Genomic DNA, 18879 nt, shown 5'->3' with positions numbered 1-18879 from the left:
CGCGTCCGCGCGCTGCCTCGTGGAATGCGTACAGGGCGAGCGGCAGGCCGTGGCCAATCACTGATCGGCCGGCTTGATACGGCGACCCGTGAGGCGCCTGGGCTGGATCGACACCCACAGTTCACGTACGCCGCCGGCCCATGGCTCGGTGTGGGCATGCTCGGCCAGCCGCCGCACGACGTCGGGCTCGGTGACAACCCGCGCGGGGCCGATGACGAGCACGCTCCAGCCCTGGCTCATGGCCTCGTCCACGTGGTCGACCTCGAAGGCTACTTCCGTTCCCACGGCCGCCGCGGGTACGGAGTCGGGCGCCGTCCGGTAGGCGATCGCGCCATCGATGACCGCATAGTTCACCGGGACGACCGCCGGGCCATCGGGGGTTGACACCGCGACGCGCCCCACACCGTGTGTGGAAAGCAGGGCGCGGCATTCGTCGGGGCCGAGGGCCTGCAGCTGAGGGTGCAGGAGCGCGTGGCCCTGGCCTGGCGGCAGATCGATGCCGCCTCCACGCAGGGCCGCGACGCTGGTGCCCAACGCCGCGGCCAGGCGGATGAGGGTCGCCAGGCTCGGATCGGCCCGGTGTTCTTCGAGGTAGGCGAGGTAGTCCGGAGCCATTGCGGCGCGGCGGGCAGTCTCTTCCCGGCCCAGGCCCTGTCGCTTGCGTTCGGCGGCCACGCGTCGGCCGATGTCGCCGGGGTGGGGTACCCCAGCAAGCCAGGTCGCGCCGGACACTGCACCCGCCTCATCCACGTCCGGGGATCGGGGAGGCTCGTGCTTCACGGGCTCGGGCCCGATGTGACGGACGTGCGCGTCAGGCCCGGGGAACACCAGGGTCACCTCGTCCGTGTCCGACCAGCGCACGTCGTAGGGAGGCGTTCCATCAGCGTGGTGAAGTCCGACGATCTCGCCGTCCCGCCTGGTGGCGCCGGTCGCCGGGCTTTCGATGACGAGTTGATCTCCGAGGTGAGCTCGCATGATCGCCGCCCTTCCCTCACAATCCTGCTGTACCCAACGTGCCACGCGCGACATGCCGACGCATGCGGTGCCGACCCCGGGCCGGGGTTTGGCCCGAACGGGCCGGTCTCGCTTCCCGCCCTTCTGCTGCTCAAGGCGGCCCCCCTCGCGGCCCGTCAGGTACCCGAACTCAACGGCTTCTGGACCGATGACCGCTTCACCGCAGGCAAGGGCGTACACCTCGGCGTAGCCGTGTCCTGCGCGGTGCAGGGCTCGTCGCCCCAGCCCTGCACGACGCCGACACCCTGGACCTTCCGACGCTGATGACAGCTTCGAAGGACCTCGTCACGCGTGCCCGTACGGGCAGGCTGCGCGGTTCCGAGGTGTCCGACTCCACGATCACGGTCCAGCGGCTCGCCGGTGTGGCGCCTTTCCACGCGGGCCAGTGCGTCCAATTCGCAGTACGCGGGATCCGCGATGGCTCATGCCGGCCCTTCCGGGGTCGTGTCCGTCCCGGCCCGAGGTTCCTGCTCCTTGGCCGTGAGCTCGGGTACTGAGGCATATTCCGGCGCCGCGGCGTTGAAGGTACGGAAGACACGCAGGATGTCGCGCTCGCTCATCCCGTCGTGGCACAGCTGCCTGACCATGGAGCGCAGGTTGGGGTTGCTGCTCGGGCCGAAGCATCCGTAGCAGCCGCGTCCGTAGGCGGGGCAGATGGCGCCGCAGCCGGAATGGGTGACCGGACCCAGGCAAGGGGTGCCATGGGCCACGGTGATGCAGGTGGTGCCGCGCCTCTTGCACTCGAAGCAGACGCTGTGGTCGGGGATGTTGGGTTTACGTCCGGCCAGGAAGGCGGTGATGACTTCGAGGAGCTGGCGACGGTCGATGGGGCAGCCGCGCAGTTCGAAGTCGACCGGAACATGGGCCGAGATCGGCGTCGAAGTCTCCAACGTGGCGATGTACTCCGGGCGGGCGTAGACCGCGGCGCGGAACTCGGCGACGTCGGCGAAGTTGCGCAGCGCCTGGATGCCGCCCGCGGTGGCGCAGGCTCCGATGGTCACCAGGCGCCGGGAGACGCGCCGGATGTGCTGAATCCGCTCGGAGTCCTCGGCCGTGGTGATCGACCCTTCGACCAGCGAGAGGTCGTACGGTCCGCGGCCCTCCAGCTTCGCGCGCTGTCCGTCGGGGCCCTCGGCGGCGGACATCTCCAGGAAGTGCTCGATGCGTATCCGGTCGGTCAGGCCCAGCAGCTCGTCCTCGCAGTCGAGCAGGGTCAGCTGACAGCCGTCGCAGGAGGCGAACTTCCACACGGCGAGTGTCGGCCGGGGATCGGCATCCGCTCCGGTGCCTGTATCCGGGTCCGTGTTCATCTCACAGCTCCCTTACGGCGAGGAGTGGTTCGACGCGGTCGTAGCCGACGACCGGGCCGTCGCGGCACAGCAGGAGCGGGCCGAGCTGGCAGTGGCCGCAGTGGCCGGTGGCGCAACGCATGTTGCGTTCCAGGGATACCTGGACGCGGTGCGGGGACAGGCCCCGATCCGTCAGAGCGCGTGCGGTGTGGCGGATCATCACCTCGGGCCCGCACACCAGCGCGCACGTGCGGTCCGGCTGGATGGCGAACCGGTCCAGGAGTGTGGTGACCACCCCTACCGCGCCGTGCCAACCCGGGCTGGGGCGGTCGACGGTCACCCCCACCCGGGCTCCGCCGCGCCAGCTTTCGATCTCGTCCCGGTAGACCAGGTCGTCGGGGGCGCGGGTGCCCACCAGGATCTCAAGTCGGCCGTACGCCGTGGGCCGGTCCAGGACCGCGTGCACCACCGGCCGCAGCGGCGCCAGCCCGATCCCGCCTGCGATCACCAGCACGTCCCGACCGGCCGCCGCGCCCAGGTCCCAGCCGGTGCCGTACGGCCCGCGCAGCCCCACGGTGTCCCCCGGGCGCAGTCGGTACAGCGCCGTCGAGACCGCGCCAACCGCGCGTACGGTGTGCACCAGCCCTCCGTGGGGGCCGCGCAGGGCACTGACCGAGATGGGCACCTCGCCGACACCGAAGGCGTAGATCATCGCGAACTGGCCGGGCGAGAACGGTGGAAGCTCCCGCCTGGCCGGCACCAGTTCGACCGAGCGGGTATCGGCGGTCTCCGGCCGGATGGCGGCGACCCGGTACGGCAGCGGGGGCGTCACGGTGGTCATGCCAGGCCGCTTCCGTACGGCGCGTACAGGTCCAGCAACCTGATGCGGGTGGCCTGCAACCGCTCGGCGACGATCTCGGTGAAGCGGTGCATCAGGGCGTACCCGAGTTCGGGGTCGGCCGTGCACAGGCCGAGGACTTCGGTGGCGGGGAACTCTGTCGCCGTCACCGCGGTCACAGCCTGGGCCCCCAGGTGCCAGCGGTGCGGCGGGGAGATCCACGACCAGCCCAGCAGCTGGCCGGGGCCGAGCGTCTCCACCACAGGTGCCGGGTGCCGGCCGGGAACGTAAAGGTCGAGGGCGACCTCACCGGAGCGCAGCAGCCAGAAGCGATCTGCTTTCCCGCCCTCGTCGAACAGCCGCGCACCGGCCGGGAACGAGACGTTCCGTCCGATGGTCAGCAGCCGTTCATGGTGTGCGGCCGACAGGAAGTCCAGGTGCGTAGGCAGGCCGGTCATGGGGCCTCACCCGATGCCCGGGACTGCGCCCAGTCGTGCAGGGCGGCGGCCTCCTCGGTGATGTCGATGGCGACCGGGCACCACACGATGCAGCGCCCGCAGCCCACACAGCCGGAGGACCCGAACTGGTCGTACCAGGTGCCGAGTTTGTGGGTCATCCACTGCCGGTAGCGGCTGCGCGTGGATGCGCGGACCGGGCCGTCGTGCAGATGGGAGAAGTCGAGGTCGAAGCAGGAGTCCCACAGCCGCCAGCGTTCCGCGTGGTCGCCGGTGAGGTCGGTGACGTCCTCGGTGGTGGTGCAGAAGCAGGTGGGGCACACCATTGTGCAGTTGCCGCAGGTCAGGCAGCGTCCGGCGACGTCGTCCCAGCGGGGGGCGTCCAGCGTGCCGGCCATCAGGTTCCGCAGGTCGGCCTCGGGCATGGTCCGTCCCATGCGGTTCGCGGCGGCGGTGACGCCCGCGCGGCCCGCATCGCGCGTGGCCGGGTCCGCGGGGTGGGCGGGCAGTTCGGCGAGGATGTCGGCGCCTTCCTGGCTGCCGCTGCGGATCCAGAAGCGGTGCCCGTCCTCATCGACCACCTCGGTCATCACCAGGTCGTAGCCGGAACCGGCCGAGGGTCCCGTGCCCATCGAGACGCAGAAGCAGGTACCGCCGGGCTCCGTGCACTCCACCGCCACCAGGAATGCTCCGGAGCGCCGTCCCTGGTAGACGGCGTCGTGGTGTCGCCCGCCGGTGAGCACCCGGTCCTGGATGGCGATGGCCCGCAGGTCGCAGGGGCGCACCCCGAGGAACGCGTACCGCGGCGGAGGGAGTTCGTCAGCGGTGAACACCGTCTCGCCCCCCACACGGTCGGCGCTCCACTGCCGTACCCGTGCCGGGTGCAGGAACGTCTTCCACGACTGCGGTCCCGCCGCGTTCGCGAAGGCCGCGCCATCCAGCCGCTCACGCAGCCGGTACTGCCCGGCCTCCAGCTCCACGCCCCATCCGTAGGGCAACTGGTCGGCCGACTCCAGCTCCGCCAGCACGATCGCGCCGTCTCGCGCGGTGGGCCCGACCACGGTGAAACCGCGCGCGATCAGGACGTCCACCAGCGCGGATACCCCGTCCTTGCCGATCACCATCCCGTCGGGCGCGGGAGGCGGCGAAGCGTTCACGTCGGTGTCCGTGTTCATGGCCTCTCTCCTTCGGCACCACGGAAAGCAGGTGTGGCATCGCCGGTGCCCCACGGAAGTCCACTAATGCAGGATTTCCGGCACGACGCTACCGAAATAGGGTCATACGGGCACATTTGGGTCCCTTTATCTCGCTCAGTGATGGGCGGCCTGGTTCCGGACCGCGTCACGCGACGGTGAGGTGGGTGTTGGTGCAGGGGCCGCGCATGCTTCAAACGGATCACTCGGTGCAGGTGGTGAAGACCATGCCCCGCACCGTCACGGTCGTACGGAGCTTCGGTGAGCCTCTGGTCATCGAGGAGCGCCCGGACCAGAGTCCGGCCCTGGCCAGGTCCGCATCCGCGTCGAGGCCTCCGGGTTGCGCCAAGCCGACATCCACGCCGTCCACGGCGACTCGCCATCAGGGCCGCATAGCGACGCACGGCCGCGTCGTCGTCGGCGTCGGGGCGCGGGGCCGTGCGGCATGCCGTGCGGGCCTGGCGGTCCCCCCACACGAGGCGATCGATCACCTGCGCAGTCCGAGTGCAAGAGGCGCGGAACCACCCGCATCACCGTGGCCCACGGCACGCCCCTGTCCGGGCCCGGTCACGCACGCCGGGTGCGGAGCCATCTGCCCCGCCCACGGGCGCGGGTGCTACGGCTGCTTCGGACCCACGAGCCGACGCAATCTGCGCTCCATGGTCGCGCAGCCGCGCCACGACGGGATGAGCGGGCAGGACATCCAGCGTGTCTTCCGCACCTTCAACGCCACGCCGCCGGAATATGCCTCAGTACCCGACCTCGCGGTCGAGGAGCAGCACAGCCCTCGTGCCGGGAGAGAAACCCGCCCGGAAAGGCCCGCATGAACCATCGCGGAACCCGCGTCCTGCGACTTGACGCGCTGGCCAGGGTGGAAGGCGAAGCGGCCCTTCACCTGGGCATCCAGGAGGGTACCGTCACGGAGACACGGCTGCGCATTTACGAACCGCCACGCTTCTTCGAGGCCTTCCTGACCGGCCGAGGTCACACCGAACCCCCCGACATCACCGCCCGCATCTGCGGCATCTGCCCGGTCGCCTACCAGATGAGTGCCTGCCAGGCGATCGAGAACGCCTGCGGTGTCACGGTGGACGGCCCCCTCGCGGAGCTGCGCCGCCTCCTGTACTGCGGCGAGTGGATCGAGAGCCACACCCTGCACATCTACCTGCTGCACGCCCCGGACTTCCTCGGGCGGGCCGACGTCGTGGAGCTGGCCCGAGACCAGCGAGCCGCCGTCGAGCGCGGCCTGAGGATCAAGCAGGCCGGCAACGCGATCCTTGAACAGCTCGGCGGTCGCCCCATCCACCCGGTCAATGTCCGGGTCGGCGGTTTCTATCGGACGCCGCCACCGGACGAACTCCGTCCGCTGGCGGAACGGCTGCGGCAGGCCCGGGAGGATGCGCTGGAGACCGTCCGCTGGGTGGCGGCGTTCGACTTTCCCGACGCCGTGTGCGACCACGACCTGTTCGCACTGCGTGACCCCGGCCGCTACGCCATCGACTCCGGAACACCGGTGGTCATGGCCGCTCATGGCCAAGGCCCGGCGCTGTGCGAGTTCCCACTGTCCGACTTCGAACAACACGTCCAGGAAGGACAGGTACCGCATTCCACCGCTCTGACCGCCACTCTGGACGGCCGCCGCTATCTGACCGGCCCGCTGGCCCGCTACGCGATCAACGGCCGGTGGCTGCACCCCGTGGCCGCAGAGGCGGCGCGGGACGCCGGCCTGGGCGACCCGCTGACCGGCGCCATCTGCGACAACCCCTTCCGGAGCATCGTCGTACGCGCCGTCGAGGTGGTCCAGGCCGTCGAGGAAGCCCTGCGGATCATCGACGGATACGAACGACCTGCCCGGCCGGCCATCGAGGTCCCGCCCCGCCAGGGCGTCGGAGCCGGGGCCACCGAGGCGCCCCGAGGCCTGCTGTACCACCGCTACGCCCTCACGGAGGACGGCACGCTCACCGAGGCCCGCATCGTCCCGCCCACGGCCCAGAACCAGACCGCCATCGAGGAGGACGTGCGCCGGGTTGTCCAGACGCGCCTGGACACGGCCGGGCCCGCCGCTGACGACGATGAGCTCACCCACCTGTGCGAACGGGCCATTCGAAATCACGATCCCTGCATCTCCTGCGCCGCCCACTTCCTCGACGTGACCGTGGAACGCCCATGAGCGGCCGGGTCGTGGTGATCGGCGTGGGAAACTCGCTGCGCGGTGACGACGGAGTCGGCCCGGCAGCGGTGGAGGCGTTGCGGGGCCGCGTTCCCGACGGCACCGTCCTGGCTGTCAGCGATGGCGAACCCGCGCGCATGCTCGACCTGTGGAACGGCGCGGACACGGTGGTCGTGCTGGAAGCCCTCCGAGCCGGATCGGCCCGGCCGGGGGAGTTGCACACTCTGACGGCGGCGGAAGCGACCGGCCGCACGGCAGGCATGGCGAGCACGCATGCGCTCGGCTTCGGAGAGTGCCTCGCGCTGGCCGAGGCCCTCGGTCAACTGCCGCCGACTCTCGTGGTGCACTCGATGGAAGTGGCCGACATCGAACTCGGCACGGGCCTGAGCGAAGCGGTGCGATCAGCGCTTCCCGAGCTGATCGACCGCGCCGCCGCCTCCGTCCGACAGGCCTATGAACAGAATCGAGGGGCCTAAGGAGCCGGTGGCAACGAGGACCCCGCCGAAGTATCCGACGGCCGGCTCCTGCATCGCGGGTGCGGAACCGGCCGGTTTCTCCGTCTGGGCACCACATCCCGCGACACGACCATCAAGATCATTCGGGTCGCCGTCCTCGGGGCGGATACGTCCGGGTAGCGCCCCGAGCATCAGGGCCGTGCTGCCGAGTGTCCTCGGCGAGCACGCCGTGCCCATCCAACCCGTCAACGGGCTTCCGCCCTTGAACCCTCACGCCACCTTTCGGGAGTGACAGCGATGCCCGGGCGGCCGGAGGCAGAGGCGGGGCGCGGTACCGGATGGGCGGAGAGACAGTGCCCGCGCGACCGGGCCCGCTGTGGTGGCTGGCGGCCGTCGCCCTCGTGGCGGCCGTGCTCCTGGTTGCCCTCCTGCGCAGGCGTGAACTGGCCCAGGCGTATCACCTCATCGCCGGAGTGCACCCGCTCCCGGTGGCGGTCGCCGTAGTGAGCGAGGCGCTGTCGATCGTGTGCTTCGCCGCGCTGTACCGCTGGCCTGCTGGCGGCGGGCGGGGCCCGCTGGGGCTTGCGGCGCACGACGGGGATCGTCGTGGCTGCCAATGCCGTGGCGGGCACATTGCCCGGCGGGGCGGCGTTCTCTGCGGCCTGGATCTTCAGGCAGTTGCGCCGTCGAGGCGTGGAGCAGGTGCTCGCGGCGGCCGTGCTGGTAGTCGCCGGTGGACTTTCGGTACTCGGTCTGGCCGCCCTGCTCGTGGCCGCCACGGTCGCTGCGGGACCGGCAGAACTGCGCGCCGTTCTGCTCCCCGGAGTCGGCGTGCTCATCATCCTGGGGATCGCCCTGGTGGCGTTCGGAGCAACCCGCTTCGCAGGTTTCCGCGCAGCAGTGCGACGGGCGTGGACGGACGCCGGGCGGCGCTCCCGCCGCATCCTGCAAGGCCAGGAGGCACTCGCCCGCCTGGTCGACCAGGCTCACCACCTGCAGCCCGGCCTACGGCCTTGGCTGGGACCGTTCGCCTTCGCACTGCTGAACTGGGTCCTCGACGTCGCCTGCCTGGCCGCCGGCCTTTGGGCACTGGGCATCCGCGTGCCCTGGCACGGTCTGCTGTTTGCCTACGTGCTTACCCAGATCCCCGGAAGCCTCCGTCTGACCCCGGGCAGCGTCGGCATCATCGAGACGAGCCTGTCCGCCCTGCTCATTTTGTACGGTCTGCAGCCGGGATCGGCGATCGCCGCGACGCTCCTGTACCGGGCCGTCAGCTATTGGGCTCTGCAGCCCATCGGCTGGGCGTGCTGGCTCATCATCACTTTCCAGGGCGGCGCGTCCCGCTCCGGGCCCCGCCGCTCGGCAGGACGCGGCAGCTGAGCCCTTAACAGTCGAAGTGGGCCAGGCGCCCGGCGACAGCGAGCACGAGCGTCATGACGGCGCACCTATGGGGCCGGACCACTGTCCATCACGGCCGTTCGAATCTTGCTGGACCCGTACGAGGGTCAACTACCCGGCAGTACGAGCGCGCACGTCTCCCCCGGTGCGATGGTCACCGTGCGGTCAGCCAGCACCACACGGATCCGTGACTCCTCCGAGTCCGGCACGCTGATCTCCAGCAGCCCGCTCCGGCGTCGCACGCCGACGCCCCAGTGACCGCGATAGTGCACCGTGAAGCCGTACTCGGAGAGGGCAGGAAGTGGCACCGGGTCCAGCCACAGGGCGTCCTCGCGTGTCTCCAGTCCCGTAAGGCCGCGCTGGACCAGGTCGAGCGTCCCGGCCATCGCCCCGAGGTGGATGCCCTCGCCGGTGGTGCCGCCCTGGATATCGGCGATGTCAGCCTCCAGGGCCTCCTGCACGTACTGCCATGTCTCGGCTCGTCTGGCTCTGGCAAGGACCAGACTGTGGACGAGTTCGCTGAGGGTGGAGCCGTGGCTGGTGCGCCGCAGGTAGTAGTCCACGGTTCTGCGCCAGACGTCGTCGTCCAGGTCGTAGCCGAGACGCTGGAACAGGGCGCGCAGCTCAGCGGGCGAGAAGAGGTAGCCGAGCATGAGGGCGTCGGCTTGCTTGGATGCTTTGTAACGGTTGACCGTGTCGCCCTCGGCCTCAAGGATGCGGTCGAGCCGACGGATGCTGCCATAGCGGGCGCGGTAGGCGTCCCAGTCGAGTTCAGTCAGGTCGTCGTAGCCCTCGAACTGGCTGATGACCCCCTGATGGAACGGCACCCGCAAGCTGCGGGAGATCTCCTCCCACTCCGGCAGCTCGTCGGCGTTCAGCCGGACCCGGTGGAACAGTTCGTCGCGGCGCCATGCGGGGAGCCGTCGTAGGAGTTCCAGAGTGTGGGTGATGACCCAGGCGGCGGTGACGTTGGTGTACGCGTTGTCGTCCACCCCGGAGTGGGCGGCACCCGGGTAGCTGTCGTGGTATTCGTCGGGGCCGACTACACCGCGGATCCGGTAGCGGTCCGTGCCGGAGTCGAAGACGGCGAGGCTTGCCCAGAAGCGGGCGATCTGCAGCAGCATCTCCGCACCCCTGGTGTGCAGGTACTCCGTGTCGCCGGTGGCTTCGCAGTATTGCCAGACGTTGAAGGCGATCGCCGAGCCCACGTGGTGCTGGAGCCGGGAGTGGTCCTGCAGCCAGCGGCCCGAGGCGGGGTTGAGATGCCATTCCTGGGATTCCTCACGGCCGTTGCTTCCGCTTTGCCACGGATACATCGCCCCCGCCCGGCCGGCCGCGGTCGCTGCTGTGCAGGCCCGGGGGAGCCGCCGGTAGCGGTAGTTCAGCAGTGCCCGGGAGACCTCCGGGAGGTGCAGGTTGAGATAGGGAAGGACGAAGAGCTCGTCCCAGAAGACATGGCCCCGGTACGCCTCGCCGTGCAGCCCTCTGGCGGGGACGCCCACGTCCAGGTCAGCCGTGTGCGGTGACAGCGTCTGCAGGACGTGGAAGAGATGGAAGCGCAGAATGCGGCCGGCCTCGCCGGGCACCCGGACGTCCGCCCGGCGCCACAACCGCTCCCACGCCGCGACGTGCGAGTCCAGCAGGCTGGGGAAGTCCGCCGCCGTGGACACCCGGTCGACTGCTTCGCCGAGCGGGTCGCTGATCGCAGTGTCCCGTGAGGTGTGCACCGCGACTGTCTTGTCAATGGTGACGGGCCGGCCAGGTGTGATCGGGACGACCAGGCGGTGAACGGCACGGTGGCGGGCAGGGCGAAGCACCGATGATGCCGGAATCTCGTCGTCGGCGACCGTCGTTCTGGCGGCCAGGGCCACGACGATGCCCGATGTGCTGGTCCGGCAGGTGAGCCAGACCGTGTGGGGCTCTTGCGCTCCCGTCCGGACATGGGTCACGTGGTGGTGGTCGAGGGCGTGGTAACGGGGCACATTCCCATTGATCACCTCGCCGTCCAACGAGCTCTCGATCTCGATCTCTCCCGACCAGTTCTCGGCCGTGAAGACCGTCCGCAGCGTGGCCAGGTGCGGATCTCCCATGTGCACCAGGCGGGTCTGTGTCACGCTGAGCACATCCATCTGGTCGTCGCGGTGGCGGAAGGATCGGGTGAGCGTGCCGCGCCGCAGATTCAGGACGTGCCGGTGGTCCAGGAGGGCGCGCGCACTTGGGGAGAACCACGGACCCCACACTTGCTGGGGGCGGCGCATACGGAACCGGAGAAGCAGCCAGTTCGGGAGGTTGACCATGTCTTCGTTCACCACTTGGCGGCCCGCCACGGTCGACTCCAGACGGTTGTAGCAGCCAGCCACGTAGGTTCCTGGGTAGTGCACCGGGCCGGCCCGGCACTCGGGTACCGCTCCCCGCGTGGCGAAGTAGCCGTTGCCGAGAGTGCAAAGGGACTCACGCAGCCGCTCGGCAGCGGGCTCGTAGCCCGCCCACTCCCATGTCCACTCCGACATGCGTCACCTGTCCATGTCCCGTAGGCGTTGGCGGCTCAGGTACGCGTGGCCGCCTCAGACCGGCTGAGGGATGACGGCGACCGGGCATTCCGAGTGGTGCAGCAGGGCGTGCGCGATCCAGCCGAGCTGCAGACCGAAGTGGCCGTGCCGCCGCTGAGCGCCGACGACGACCAGGTCGGCCTCGGCCGATGCCTTCAGGAGAACCCGGTGGGCAGGGCCTTCGACCGGCCGGCGATGGACATCGACCTGGGGGTGCTCCTGTACGGCCTCGCGCAGCGCGTCGTCGAGGCCGGTGGAGGCGCGCTCCTCACGCAACCGGGCGGCGTCGTCCGCGATCAGCATGTGGTCCACGGGCTCCTGCGACGGGTTGCGCCAGGCCCGTACGGCCGTCAGGGCGCAGCCGCGCACCTCGGCCTCGCGGACGGCGAACCGTACGGCCCCCGTACTGCCGGTCGCGTCACCGACCCCCACCACGATGTGCCCGAAGGCTCCACGGCGGTGGGGCTCTGTGCCACGGATCACGATGACCGGGCAGACGGCGCGGGCCGCCACCGTGAGGCTGACGGATCCCAGCAGCATCCCGACGATCTCGCCGCGCCCACGTGAGCCGGCGACCAGTGCGAAGGCCTCGGGCGCCGCACGGAGCAACACCGACACGGCGTCCTCGGGCAGTACCTTGCCCGACACCTTCACCTCGGGATTGCGACGCCGGGCCCGTTCCACGCAGGAAGCGATGACGTGCTCGGCCATGACCTCCTTGGCAGGGCGGTCAGTGCTGAACGACGGCTGGATTCCCCCGTGGCTCTCCCACAGGGAGGCATGGACGATGTGGAGGGGCAGTCCGTGCCGTGCCGCCTCGTCCACGGCCCAGTCGACCGCGGTCAGGCTGGAGTCCGATCCGTCGACACCCACGACCAGTGGCAGTTCCATCTCCGTCACCGCCTTCGTCGCCCGGCTACCGAGAGCCTCTTGTGAATACCGTCCCACTGCCTGCACGACGCCGCGACACGCCATCGGGTCCGCACCCGTGCGTCTCCGGCCGGTTTGCGGCAGACCCGGTCGCGGCGATGCTGGAGGCAATGGCTCGTTCAACTCGTCCGGCACGCCTTCAGGAACCGAGGACATGTCTGTCAATGCTCCGCACATCGTGAGTGATGTGATGACGGCGCCCGCGGTCGCCGTGGGGCACGACACGCGGTTCAAAAGGATCGTGCGGACGATGGACGAGCTGCATGTGAGTGCCGTACCGGTCGTCGACGGGGAAGGGCGGGTCGTCGGTGTGGTGTCCGAGGCCGACCTGCTGCCCAAGGAGGATTTCCGAGGCCGCGAGCTCACCCGATTCGAGAGGATCCGCCGTCGGTTCGACCTGGCCAAGGCGGAGGGGATGACAGCCGAGCAGGTGATGAGCCGGCCTGCCGTCATGGTGCATCCGGACGCCACCCTGGCTCAGGCGGCTCGCCTCATGGCCGTGCATCGTGTCGCACGGCTGCCCGTCGTCGATGACGAGGGCACATTGTGTGGCATCGTCAGCCGCGGTGACCTTCTGAAAGCGTTCCTGCGGTCGGACGAGGACATCGAGGAGGAGGTCCGCCGCACGGTGGTGTCCTACCTGTTCCCTCTGCACGCCCATGCCATCCATGTGTCCGTGCGGGAGGGGATCGTCACGCTCCGTGGGCCCGTCCACGACATCTCGCTCATCTGGGTTGCCGAGCGCCTCGTGCGCGGGCTGGAGGGCGTGGTGGACGTCGAGTCCCGGCTCAGTGGGGCTACTGGTGGGCCGGAGTGATGCGATCCTCCGGGCCGAGGTTCCGCGGTTACGGGCAGCAGTACCTGGCCCCGGCGGGTGACAGATCGATGCCTTCGCCACGCAGTGTCGCCGTCGCGCCTCGCGGCGCCGGTCGCCGGGCTTTCGACGGCCAGTTGGTCGCCGAGGTGAGCTCGCATGAGCGCTGCCCTCTCCGCAGAATGGTGCTGTATCCAACCTGCCGCGCTCGACACACCGCCGCACGAAGCGAGAGGCCCGTCCGCGAGGTGGGCGGCCCGTATCCGGGAGGCACCATGCACCACCGAACGGTCGAGGAACTCATGACCCGCGATGTCGTCCGGGCGCGGCGTGACACGCCGTTCAAGGAGCTCGTCAGGTTGCTGGAGGAGAACGACGTCACCGCCGTGCCCGTCGTGGACGAGCTGGACCGCCCGATGGGTGTGGTGTCCGAGGCCGACCTGCTGCGGAAGACCACCGACCAGGCCGACCCATCGGGGAGGACTCCGATCCCGCACTTGGAGGCCTGGGAGCGGGCCAAGGCCGAGGGTTCGCGGGCCGAGGAACTGATGTCCGCTCCCGCGGTGTGCGCGCGGCCGGAGTGGACCGTGGTCGAGGCCGCCCGCCTCATGGAGACCCAGCACGTCAAACGGCTTCCTGTGGTGGACGAGGCGGACCGGCTCCTGGGCATCGTCAGCCGTGGTGACCTGCTGCGGATCTTCCTACGTCGCGACGAGGCCATTTGCGACGAGATCATCGGAGATCTGCTGCGGCGCACCCTGGGGCTCGATCCACGGGACGTGACCGCGGAAGTGCGCGACGGGCGGGTCACCCTCGCCGGCACCGTGGAGTCCCGGAGTCTGATTCCCGTCATCGAGCAGTTGTGCCGTGGCGTCGACGGCGTCGTGTCGGTCTCCGGGAACCTTGCCCACCGCACGAACGGCCCCGGCGACGCACCCACCGGCACCTGAGGTGAAGAAACAGGTGGTCGGCCTCCAGCAGCAGGCCGCTGGTCATCTTTGCGGCACGACGGCGACGGGACACGGCGCGTGATGCAGCAGCGCGTGATTGATCAGGCCCAGCTGCAAGCCCGAATGCCCAAGTCGGCGCCGGGCGCCCACGACCAGCAGATCCGCCGTCGACGCGGCCTCCAACAGGGCACGGCGCGCCGGTTTCTCCATCAATTGCCGGCTCACCGAGGCGTTCCGATACCTTTCGGCAGGGCGGCGCAGGGCGTCGTCGAGCACCTGCGCCGGCGGACGCCGGTGGGCTTCCAGAAACCACGACGGGGCTCGCGGTGTCGTACAGGCACCGGACGGTGCGCTCCAGGCGTGTACCGCCACAAGTCGACAGCACCGCACATGGGCCTCGCGCAGCGCGAAGTCCAGCGCCGTGCCGCTGCCCTCCCCGTCCTCGACTCCCACGACGACATTCCCGAACCGGGCGGCGCGATGCTCCGGGCTGCCGCGGACGACGACGACCGGGCAGTCGGCATGCGCTGCCACGGCGAGGCTGACCGATCCCAGGAGCATGCCGGAAAGGTCCCCGTGCCCCCTGGGCCCCAGCACCAGCGCGAAGGCATTGCGTCCCTTGTCGACCAGTGCGGAGGCCGCGTCCGCGTGTGAGATCTCGCTGGACAACGGCACCGCGGGAGCATCCTGCCTGGCACGCGCCGAGGCAGCCCTGATCACGTCGGACGCTTCCTGCTCACCGGCCGCCGCGTGCAGGAGATGGAGCGGGATCCCGTGCCGGGCCGCCTCGTCGGCCGCCCAGCCGACTGCCTCCAGGCTCGCCTTGGAGCCGTCGACGCCGACCACCAGGGGAATCCTCACCGGGCCCTTCTCCTCTCGTGGCGGATTCCACGGCTCCGATCGCTCCTCCGCGGGTCCGCATGCGCCGCGGTCGGGGCCGGGGGATCCTCGAACGGGAGAAGCTCATCGCGCCCGGTATGCAGGCGACGTCCCGACCGCACACTCGGTCGAACGTCCACCGTCCTCTCCAGCTTCATACGAGACGGAGGCCGCCGCCATGCCACCAGTCGTCACCGTGGGCCTCGACGGTTCGCCCGAGAGTCTGGCCGCTGCCCGCTGGGCCGCGGACGAAGCAGTGAGACGCAAGCTCACGCTGCGGCTGCTGCACGCGTGGCCGCTGCTGGCGCCGGAACCAACGCGGATCCCCGCCGAAGTCGATCAGAACTACTGGGCGAAGCGCCTCGTCCGTACCGCGCAGGCGGAGCTGCAAGCACGCCATCCGGGCCTGTCCGTGGTCGGGAACCTGGTCGCTGACGATGCCCAGCACGCTCTGCTCCAAGCGGCCTCGGAGTCGGAGATGATCGTCCTCGGTTCCCGGGGGATCGAGCCTGTTGAGAGCTACTTCCTGGGGGACGTCAGCATGCCTGTCGTGGCGCGGGCCGAGCGGCCCGTGGTGCTGGTGCGCGCCGAGCCTCCGGAGCGGAGACAACCGACGTCGGCGAGCCGTGTCGTTGTGGCCCTGAAACTGCACGGATCCTCAGACGACCTGCTCGACTTCGCCTTCCACACCGCAGCGGCCAGAGGCGTCCCTCTCCTTGCCGTCCACGGTCGCAGCGTGCCGCTCCACGCACGTGTGCCCTGGGGAGTTGACCACCACATCAGCGAGGAAATGACGCGGGATGCGCATGAGCAGCTGAGCGGAGAGCTGCACGCGTGGCGGACGAAGTACCCACAGGTGGACGTGGCCGACAGCATCCGTCTCGACAGTCCCGCCAAGGCCGTCGTAGAGGCCGGCGAAGGAGCTGCTGTGCTGGTCTTGGGCCGGCGTCGGCATCGTGCCGGCCTGGTGCCCCGTCTCGAGCCTGTGGCGCAGGCCGCCATTCATCACGGACGCTGCCCTGTCGCCGTCGTTCCGCATGGCTGAGCCCAGCCTTCGCGCGTGGCGGGCCGGGTGTGGACCCGTACCGCGACGCCGTTCTTCGTAGGCGACCGGGTCTGGAAGCTCAAGAAGGACCTGGTCGAGTTCCGCAACTCGAGCGGAGGCGCCTGAACCGCTCGTGGTGATGCGCCGCATACCGGAGGACCGCCGTCTCTCCCACCTGGGACGGGCAGGGGCTGCCGTGGGCGATGTCCTTCGTGTCGGCACCTGGCCGCGTGGCTGCGATGTGGACGAACAAGGTACGCGGTGCGCGCTGTCGGCACGATGGGAGGCGGGCTTCGCGCAGGTCCGTCGGCTGCGGAGGACTGCGTGACGGAGACCGGGCGGCTGGTGCGCCGCTACGACTGGACGACTCGCGTGTTCGGCCCGAGGGCCAGGCCCCGCACGGTATGGGCGACGACCGGCTGCACGGACGGGGAGAGGAACCGAGCCACCATGCCGCAGACCCACCGGCCGGTGGGCAACGGTTCGAATTAGGGCCGTTCACCGTGGCGGCTGGGACTGACGGCCCTCCTCCGGAGGTCGCAGCCGACCGACGATGAAGATCGGGACGGCGACGGCGCTACGCGCTGCGCACGCCGGCAGTTTCAGAACCGGCTACGGGGTGGACGCGACGCCCGGGTACCGGGCGGAGCGCCGTCATCACCGACTCCGACCCGGTGGTGACCGACTCCTGATTCATGGGGGACGCCATGCAGGAATCCAAGTACACCGTCGATGACGCGATAACCCGGATCGTCGTGAGCTAGGACGTGTTGACGGCCAGGTCACCGCCTCGTCCGTCGGCCTCGCTGCGTTCTTGGCGCAGGACGTCGAGGACGACGGAGCCGTCGATGGTCTCGTGGGCGACCAGTCGTTCGGCCAGGTGTTCGAGGGCGGCCCGGTGGCCGCGCAGCAGCGTGATCGCGCGTTGTTCGGCTTGGCCCAGCAGCCGGGCAACCTCCTCGTCGACGATGCGCTGGGTCTGCTCCGAGTACGGTGGCCGGCCGGGCTCCTCGGTGGTCTCACCGAGGGAGTGCGGGTGGGCGGAGGCGTAGCCGATGGGGCCGAGTTCGGGGGAGAGGCCGAATTCGCGGACCATGCGGGTGGCGATCTGGGTGGCTCCGGCCAGGTCGTTGGCGGCCCCCGTCGATCCCTCGCCGAAGGCGACCAGTTCGGCTGCCCGCCCGCCCAGGCGCACCGCCAGGAGGTCGGTCATGTAGCTCTCGCTGTACAGGTGGCGTTCCGCCTCGGGAAGTTGCTCGGTGACGCCGAGGGTGACGCCGGCCGGCAGGATGGTGACCTTGGCCACCGGGTCGGCGTGCTCGCACAGTGCCGCGACCAGGGCATGGCCCGATTCGTGGACCGCGACGGAGCGGCGTTCCTCGGGCAGCAGCGCGTTGGAGGACTCCCGGCGCCCCAGCAGCACACGATCGCGGGCGGCATCCAGGTCGTGCGGCTCGACCCGGGTGCGATTGTTCCGCACGGCGTTGATGGCGCCTTCGTTGACCAGGTTGGCGAGATCCGCGCCTGAGAACCCGGGTGTGGCGCGCGCCACGGCGCCGAGGTCGACGTCGGGTGCCAGGATCTTGTCGCGGGCGTGGACGGCGAGGATTGCGGTCCGCTCGGCCTGATTGGGCAGCGGCACGGTGACCTGGCGGTCGAAGCGTCCGGGGCGCAGCAGGGCCGGGTCGAGGGCATCGGGCCGGTTGGTGGCGGCGAGGACGACGATGCCGCTGGATTGGTCGAAGCCGTCCATCTCGGCCAGCAGCTGGTTGAGGGTCTGCTCGCGCTCGTCGTTGCCGCCCAGACGTGCCCCGACGGCGCGACGTGACCCGAGTGCGTCGATCTCGTCGATGAAGATGATCGACGGGGCGCGTTTGCGGGCTTCGTCGAACAGGTCGCGTACCCGGGAGGCACCGACCCCCACGAACATCTCCACGAATGCGGAGCCGGTCATCGACAGGAAGGGCACTTCAGCCTCGCCGGCGACCGCCCGCGCGAAGAGTGTCTTGCCGGTCCCGGGAGGCCCGACCATGATCACGCCCCGGGGTCCCTTGGCACCCGCGGCGGTGTATCGGGCGGGATTGCGCAGGAAGTCGACGACCTCGCTGATCTCCTGCTTGACGCCGTCGTAGCCGGCGATGTCGTCGAAGCCGGTCGTGGGCCGCTCCGCCTCGATGATCTTTGCGCGCGAGCGTCCGATGGCACTCAGCCCGCCGGTCACCGATCCTGCGGCACGGCGTCCCATCCACACGAAGAAGCCGATCAGCAGCAGGAACGGCAGGAACGTGAAGAGCACGGACAACCAGGCCGGGCCGCCACTGCTGCTCTGGCTGGCTGTGATTCGCACGTGGTGCGAGGTCATCTGCTGCTGAAGCTGGGCCCCGGTGCCCAGCGCGGTGGGGATCTGTGTAGTGAACTTCGTCCCGTCCTGCAGAGTGCCGCTGACCGCGCCTTTGTCATTGATGTCTACCATCTGCACCTGGCTGGCGCCGACCTTCCCGACGAAGGCGGTGTAGGACAGTGATGTCGTGTGTGGTCCAGTGCGGGCGCGAGAGAGCAGCAGGACGATGACGAGCGTCGTAAGTATCCACCAGAAGATCCACCGTCCGCCGACCGGCTGAGGTTGCCGGGACGGAGGTGTGGATGGTTCACGAGACGGCCCCGCCTTGGCGGGTGGCGTCAGGTGCCGGTGCGGCATCCGCACTCGTGTGATCACCAGTCCCACGCCCTTCGGTTGGCATGAACCCCATCTACGAGCGTCAACCCGTTCGTTCCTGGGCGGCAGGGGTCGAATGGCCCTGATGGGGCCATCGGTCAGTGCTCACCCAAGCTCGCAGGAGTCACGGGGAATCGGCAGGCCAGGGAGACCTCGCGCAAGTCGTACGGACGGCAGTGATCAG

General features: G+C 69.8%; 20 protein-coding genes. 10 read left to right on the top strand and 10 right to left on the bottom strand.

The features are described from left to right. Positions 1–57 precede the first annotated feature (57 nt). Entirely contained in the window at positions 58–975 is a 918-nt protein-coding gene (locus OIE49_RS04565; RefSeq protein ID WP_326806138.1) for a pyridoxamine 5'-phosphate oxidase family protein, read from the bottom strand. Between OIE49_RS04565 and OIE49_RS04560 the strand changes: the two genes are divergently transcribed. After that, positions 886–1278 (top strand): hypothetical protein, encoded by a 393-nt coding sequence (locus OIE49_RS04560; RefSeq protein WP_326806440.1) that lies wholly within the window; start codon positions 886–888, stop codon positions 1276–1278. The two genes, OIE49_RS04565 and OIE49_RS04560, sit on opposite strands and share 90 nt — an antisense overlap. Next, entirely contained in the window at positions 1278–1511 is a 234-nt protein-coding gene (locus OIE49_RS04555) for a hypothetical protein (RefSeq protein ID WP_326801182.1), read from the top strand. Before OIE49_RS04560 ends, OIE49_RS04555 begins: the two co-directional genes overlap by 1 nt. Here OIE49_RS04555 and OIE49_RS04550 read toward each other — a convergent pair. The 5 genes from OIE49_RS04550 to OIE49_RS04530 all read right to left on the bottom strand — a co-directional run bounded on the left by OIE49_RS04550 (position 1437) and on the right by OIE49_RS04530 (position 5138). Beyond that, a complete protein-coding gene (locus tag OIE49_RS04550) occupies positions 1437–2324 on the bottom strand; it encodes an oxidoreductase (RefSeq protein WP_326801181.1) in 888 nt (295 codons plus the stop codon). The genes OIE49_RS04555 and OIE49_RS04550 overlap by 75 nt on opposite strands. Before the next feature lies 1 nt (position 2325). Beyond that, entirely contained in the window at positions 2326–3144 is an 819-nt protein-coding gene (locus tag OIE49_RS04545; protein WP_326801180.1) for an FAD/NAD(P)-binding protein, read from the bottom strand. Beyond that, a complete protein-coding gene (locus OIE49_RS04540; RefSeq protein WP_326801179.1) occupies positions 3141–3599 on the bottom strand; it encodes a Crp/Fnr family transcriptional regulator in 459 nt (152 codons plus the stop codon). The genes OIE49_RS04545 and OIE49_RS04540 overlap by 4 nt, the downstream gene beginning before the upstream one ends. Beyond that, complete coding sequence (locus tag OIE49_RS04535; protein WP_326801178.1) at positions 3596–4771, bottom strand: 4Fe-4S dicluster domain-containing protein; 1176 nt, start codon at positions 4769–4771, stop codon at positions 3596–3598. Before OIE49_RS04535 ends, OIE49_RS04540 begins: the two co-directional genes overlap by 4 nt. Before the next feature lie 220 nt (positions 4772–4991). Continuing rightward, positions 4992–5138: a hypothetical protein gene (locus tag OIE49_RS04530; protein WP_326806439.1), complete on the bottom strand. Its 147-nt coding sequence runs from the start codon at positions 5136–5138 to the stop codon at positions 4992–4994. A gap of 310 nt (positions 5139–5448) precedes the next feature. On the opposite strand from OIE49_RS04530, the gene OIE49_RS37035 reads away from it, so the two are divergent. From OIE49_RS37035 to OIE49_RS04510, 4 genes are all read left to right on the top strand, one after another. Then, positions 5449–5616: a hypothetical protein gene (locus OIE49_RS37035; protein ID WP_402500787.1), complete on the top strand. Its 168-nt coding sequence runs from the start codon at positions 5449–5451 to the stop codon at positions 5614–5616. Next, positions 5613–6959 (top strand): Ni/Fe hydrogenase subunit alpha, encoded by a 1347-nt coding sequence (locus tag OIE49_RS04520; protein WP_326801177.1) that lies wholly within the window; start codon positions 5613–5615, stop codon positions 6957–6959. The genes OIE49_RS37035 and OIE49_RS04520 overlap by 4 nt, the downstream gene beginning before the upstream one ends. After that, complete coding sequence (locus tag OIE49_RS04515) at positions 6956–7435, top strand: hydrogenase maturation protease (protein WP_326801176.1); 480 nt, start codon at positions 6956–6958, stop codon at positions 7433–7435. The genes OIE49_RS04520 and OIE49_RS04515 overlap by 4 nt, the downstream gene beginning before the upstream one ends. Before the next feature lie 585 nt (positions 7436–8020). Further along, positions 8021–8794 (top strand): lysylphosphatidylglycerol synthase transmembrane domain-containing protein, encoded by a 774-nt coding sequence (locus tag OIE49_RS04510; RefSeq protein WP_326801175.1) that lies wholly within the window; start codon positions 8021–8023, stop codon positions 8792–8794. 125 nt (positions 8795–8919) lie between these two features. On the opposite strand, the gene OIE49_RS04505 is transcribed toward OIE49_RS04510, so the two are convergent. Beyond that, positions 8920–11322 carry a glycoside hydrolase family 65 protein gene (locus OIE49_RS04505; protein ID WP_326801174.1) on the bottom strand — a complete coding sequence of 801 codons (2403 nt, stop codon included), beginning with the start codon at positions 11320–11322 and terminating at the stop codon, positions 8920–8922. A gap of 54 nt (positions 11323–11376) precedes the next feature. Next, complete coding sequence (locus OIE49_RS04500; RefSeq protein WP_326801173.1) at positions 11377–12252, bottom strand: universal stress protein; 876 nt, start codon at positions 12250–12252, stop codon at positions 11377–11379. Between the two features lie 229 nt (positions 12253–12481). Between OIE49_RS04500 and OIE49_RS04495 the strand changes: the two genes are divergently transcribed. Beyond that, positions 12482–13108, top strand: a complete 627-nt coding sequence (locus tag OIE49_RS04495) for a CBS domain-containing protein (protein ID WP_326806137.1) — start codon at positions 12482–12484, stop codon at positions 13106–13108. 272 nt (positions 13109–13380) lie between these two features. After that, positions 13381–14055, top strand: coding sequence for a CBS domain-containing protein (locus tag OIE49_RS04490; protein ID WP_326801172.1), 675 nt, complete (start codon positions 13381–13383; stop codon positions 14053–14055). Positions 14056–14097: 42 nt separating this feature from the next. Here OIE49_RS04490 and OIE49_RS04485 read toward each other — a convergent pair whose 3' ends face one another. Beyond that, complete coding sequence (locus OIE49_RS04485) at positions 14098–14916, bottom strand: universal stress protein (RefSeq protein ID WP_326801171.1); 819 nt, start codon at positions 14914–14916, stop codon at positions 14098–14100. 196 nt (positions 14917–15112) lie between these two features. Between OIE49_RS04485 and OIE49_RS04480 the strand changes: the two genes are divergently transcribed. Further along, positions 15113–15979, top strand: coding sequence for a universal stress protein (locus OIE49_RS04480; protein ID WP_326801170.1), 867 nt, complete (start codon positions 15113–15115; stop codon positions 15977–15979). A gap of 324 nt (positions 15980–16303) precedes the next feature. After that, complete coding sequence (locus OIE49_RS04475) at positions 16304–16471, top strand: hypothetical protein (RefSeq protein ID WP_326801169.1); 168 nt, start codon at positions 16304–16306, stop codon at positions 16469–16471. A gap of 268 nt (positions 16472–16739) precedes the next feature. Here OIE49_RS04475 and ftsH read toward each other — a convergent pair whose 3' ends face one another. Next, entirely contained in the window at positions 16740–18677 is a 1938-nt protein-coding gene (ftsH, locus tag OIE49_RS04470; RefSeq protein WP_326806136.1) for an ATP-dependent zinc metalloprotease FtsH, read from the bottom strand. Positions 18678–18879 lie beyond the last annotated feature (202 nt).

The sequence above is a fragment of the Streptomyces sp. NBC_01788 genome, from assembly GCF_035917575.1.
In the GTDB taxonomy this organism is placed as follows: Bacteria; Actinomycetota; Actinomycetes; order Streptomycetales; family Streptomycetaceae; genus Streptomyces.
The sequence above is the reverse complement of the archived record's forward strand: the minus strand, read 5'-3'. Positions and strand labels throughout refer to the sequence as shown.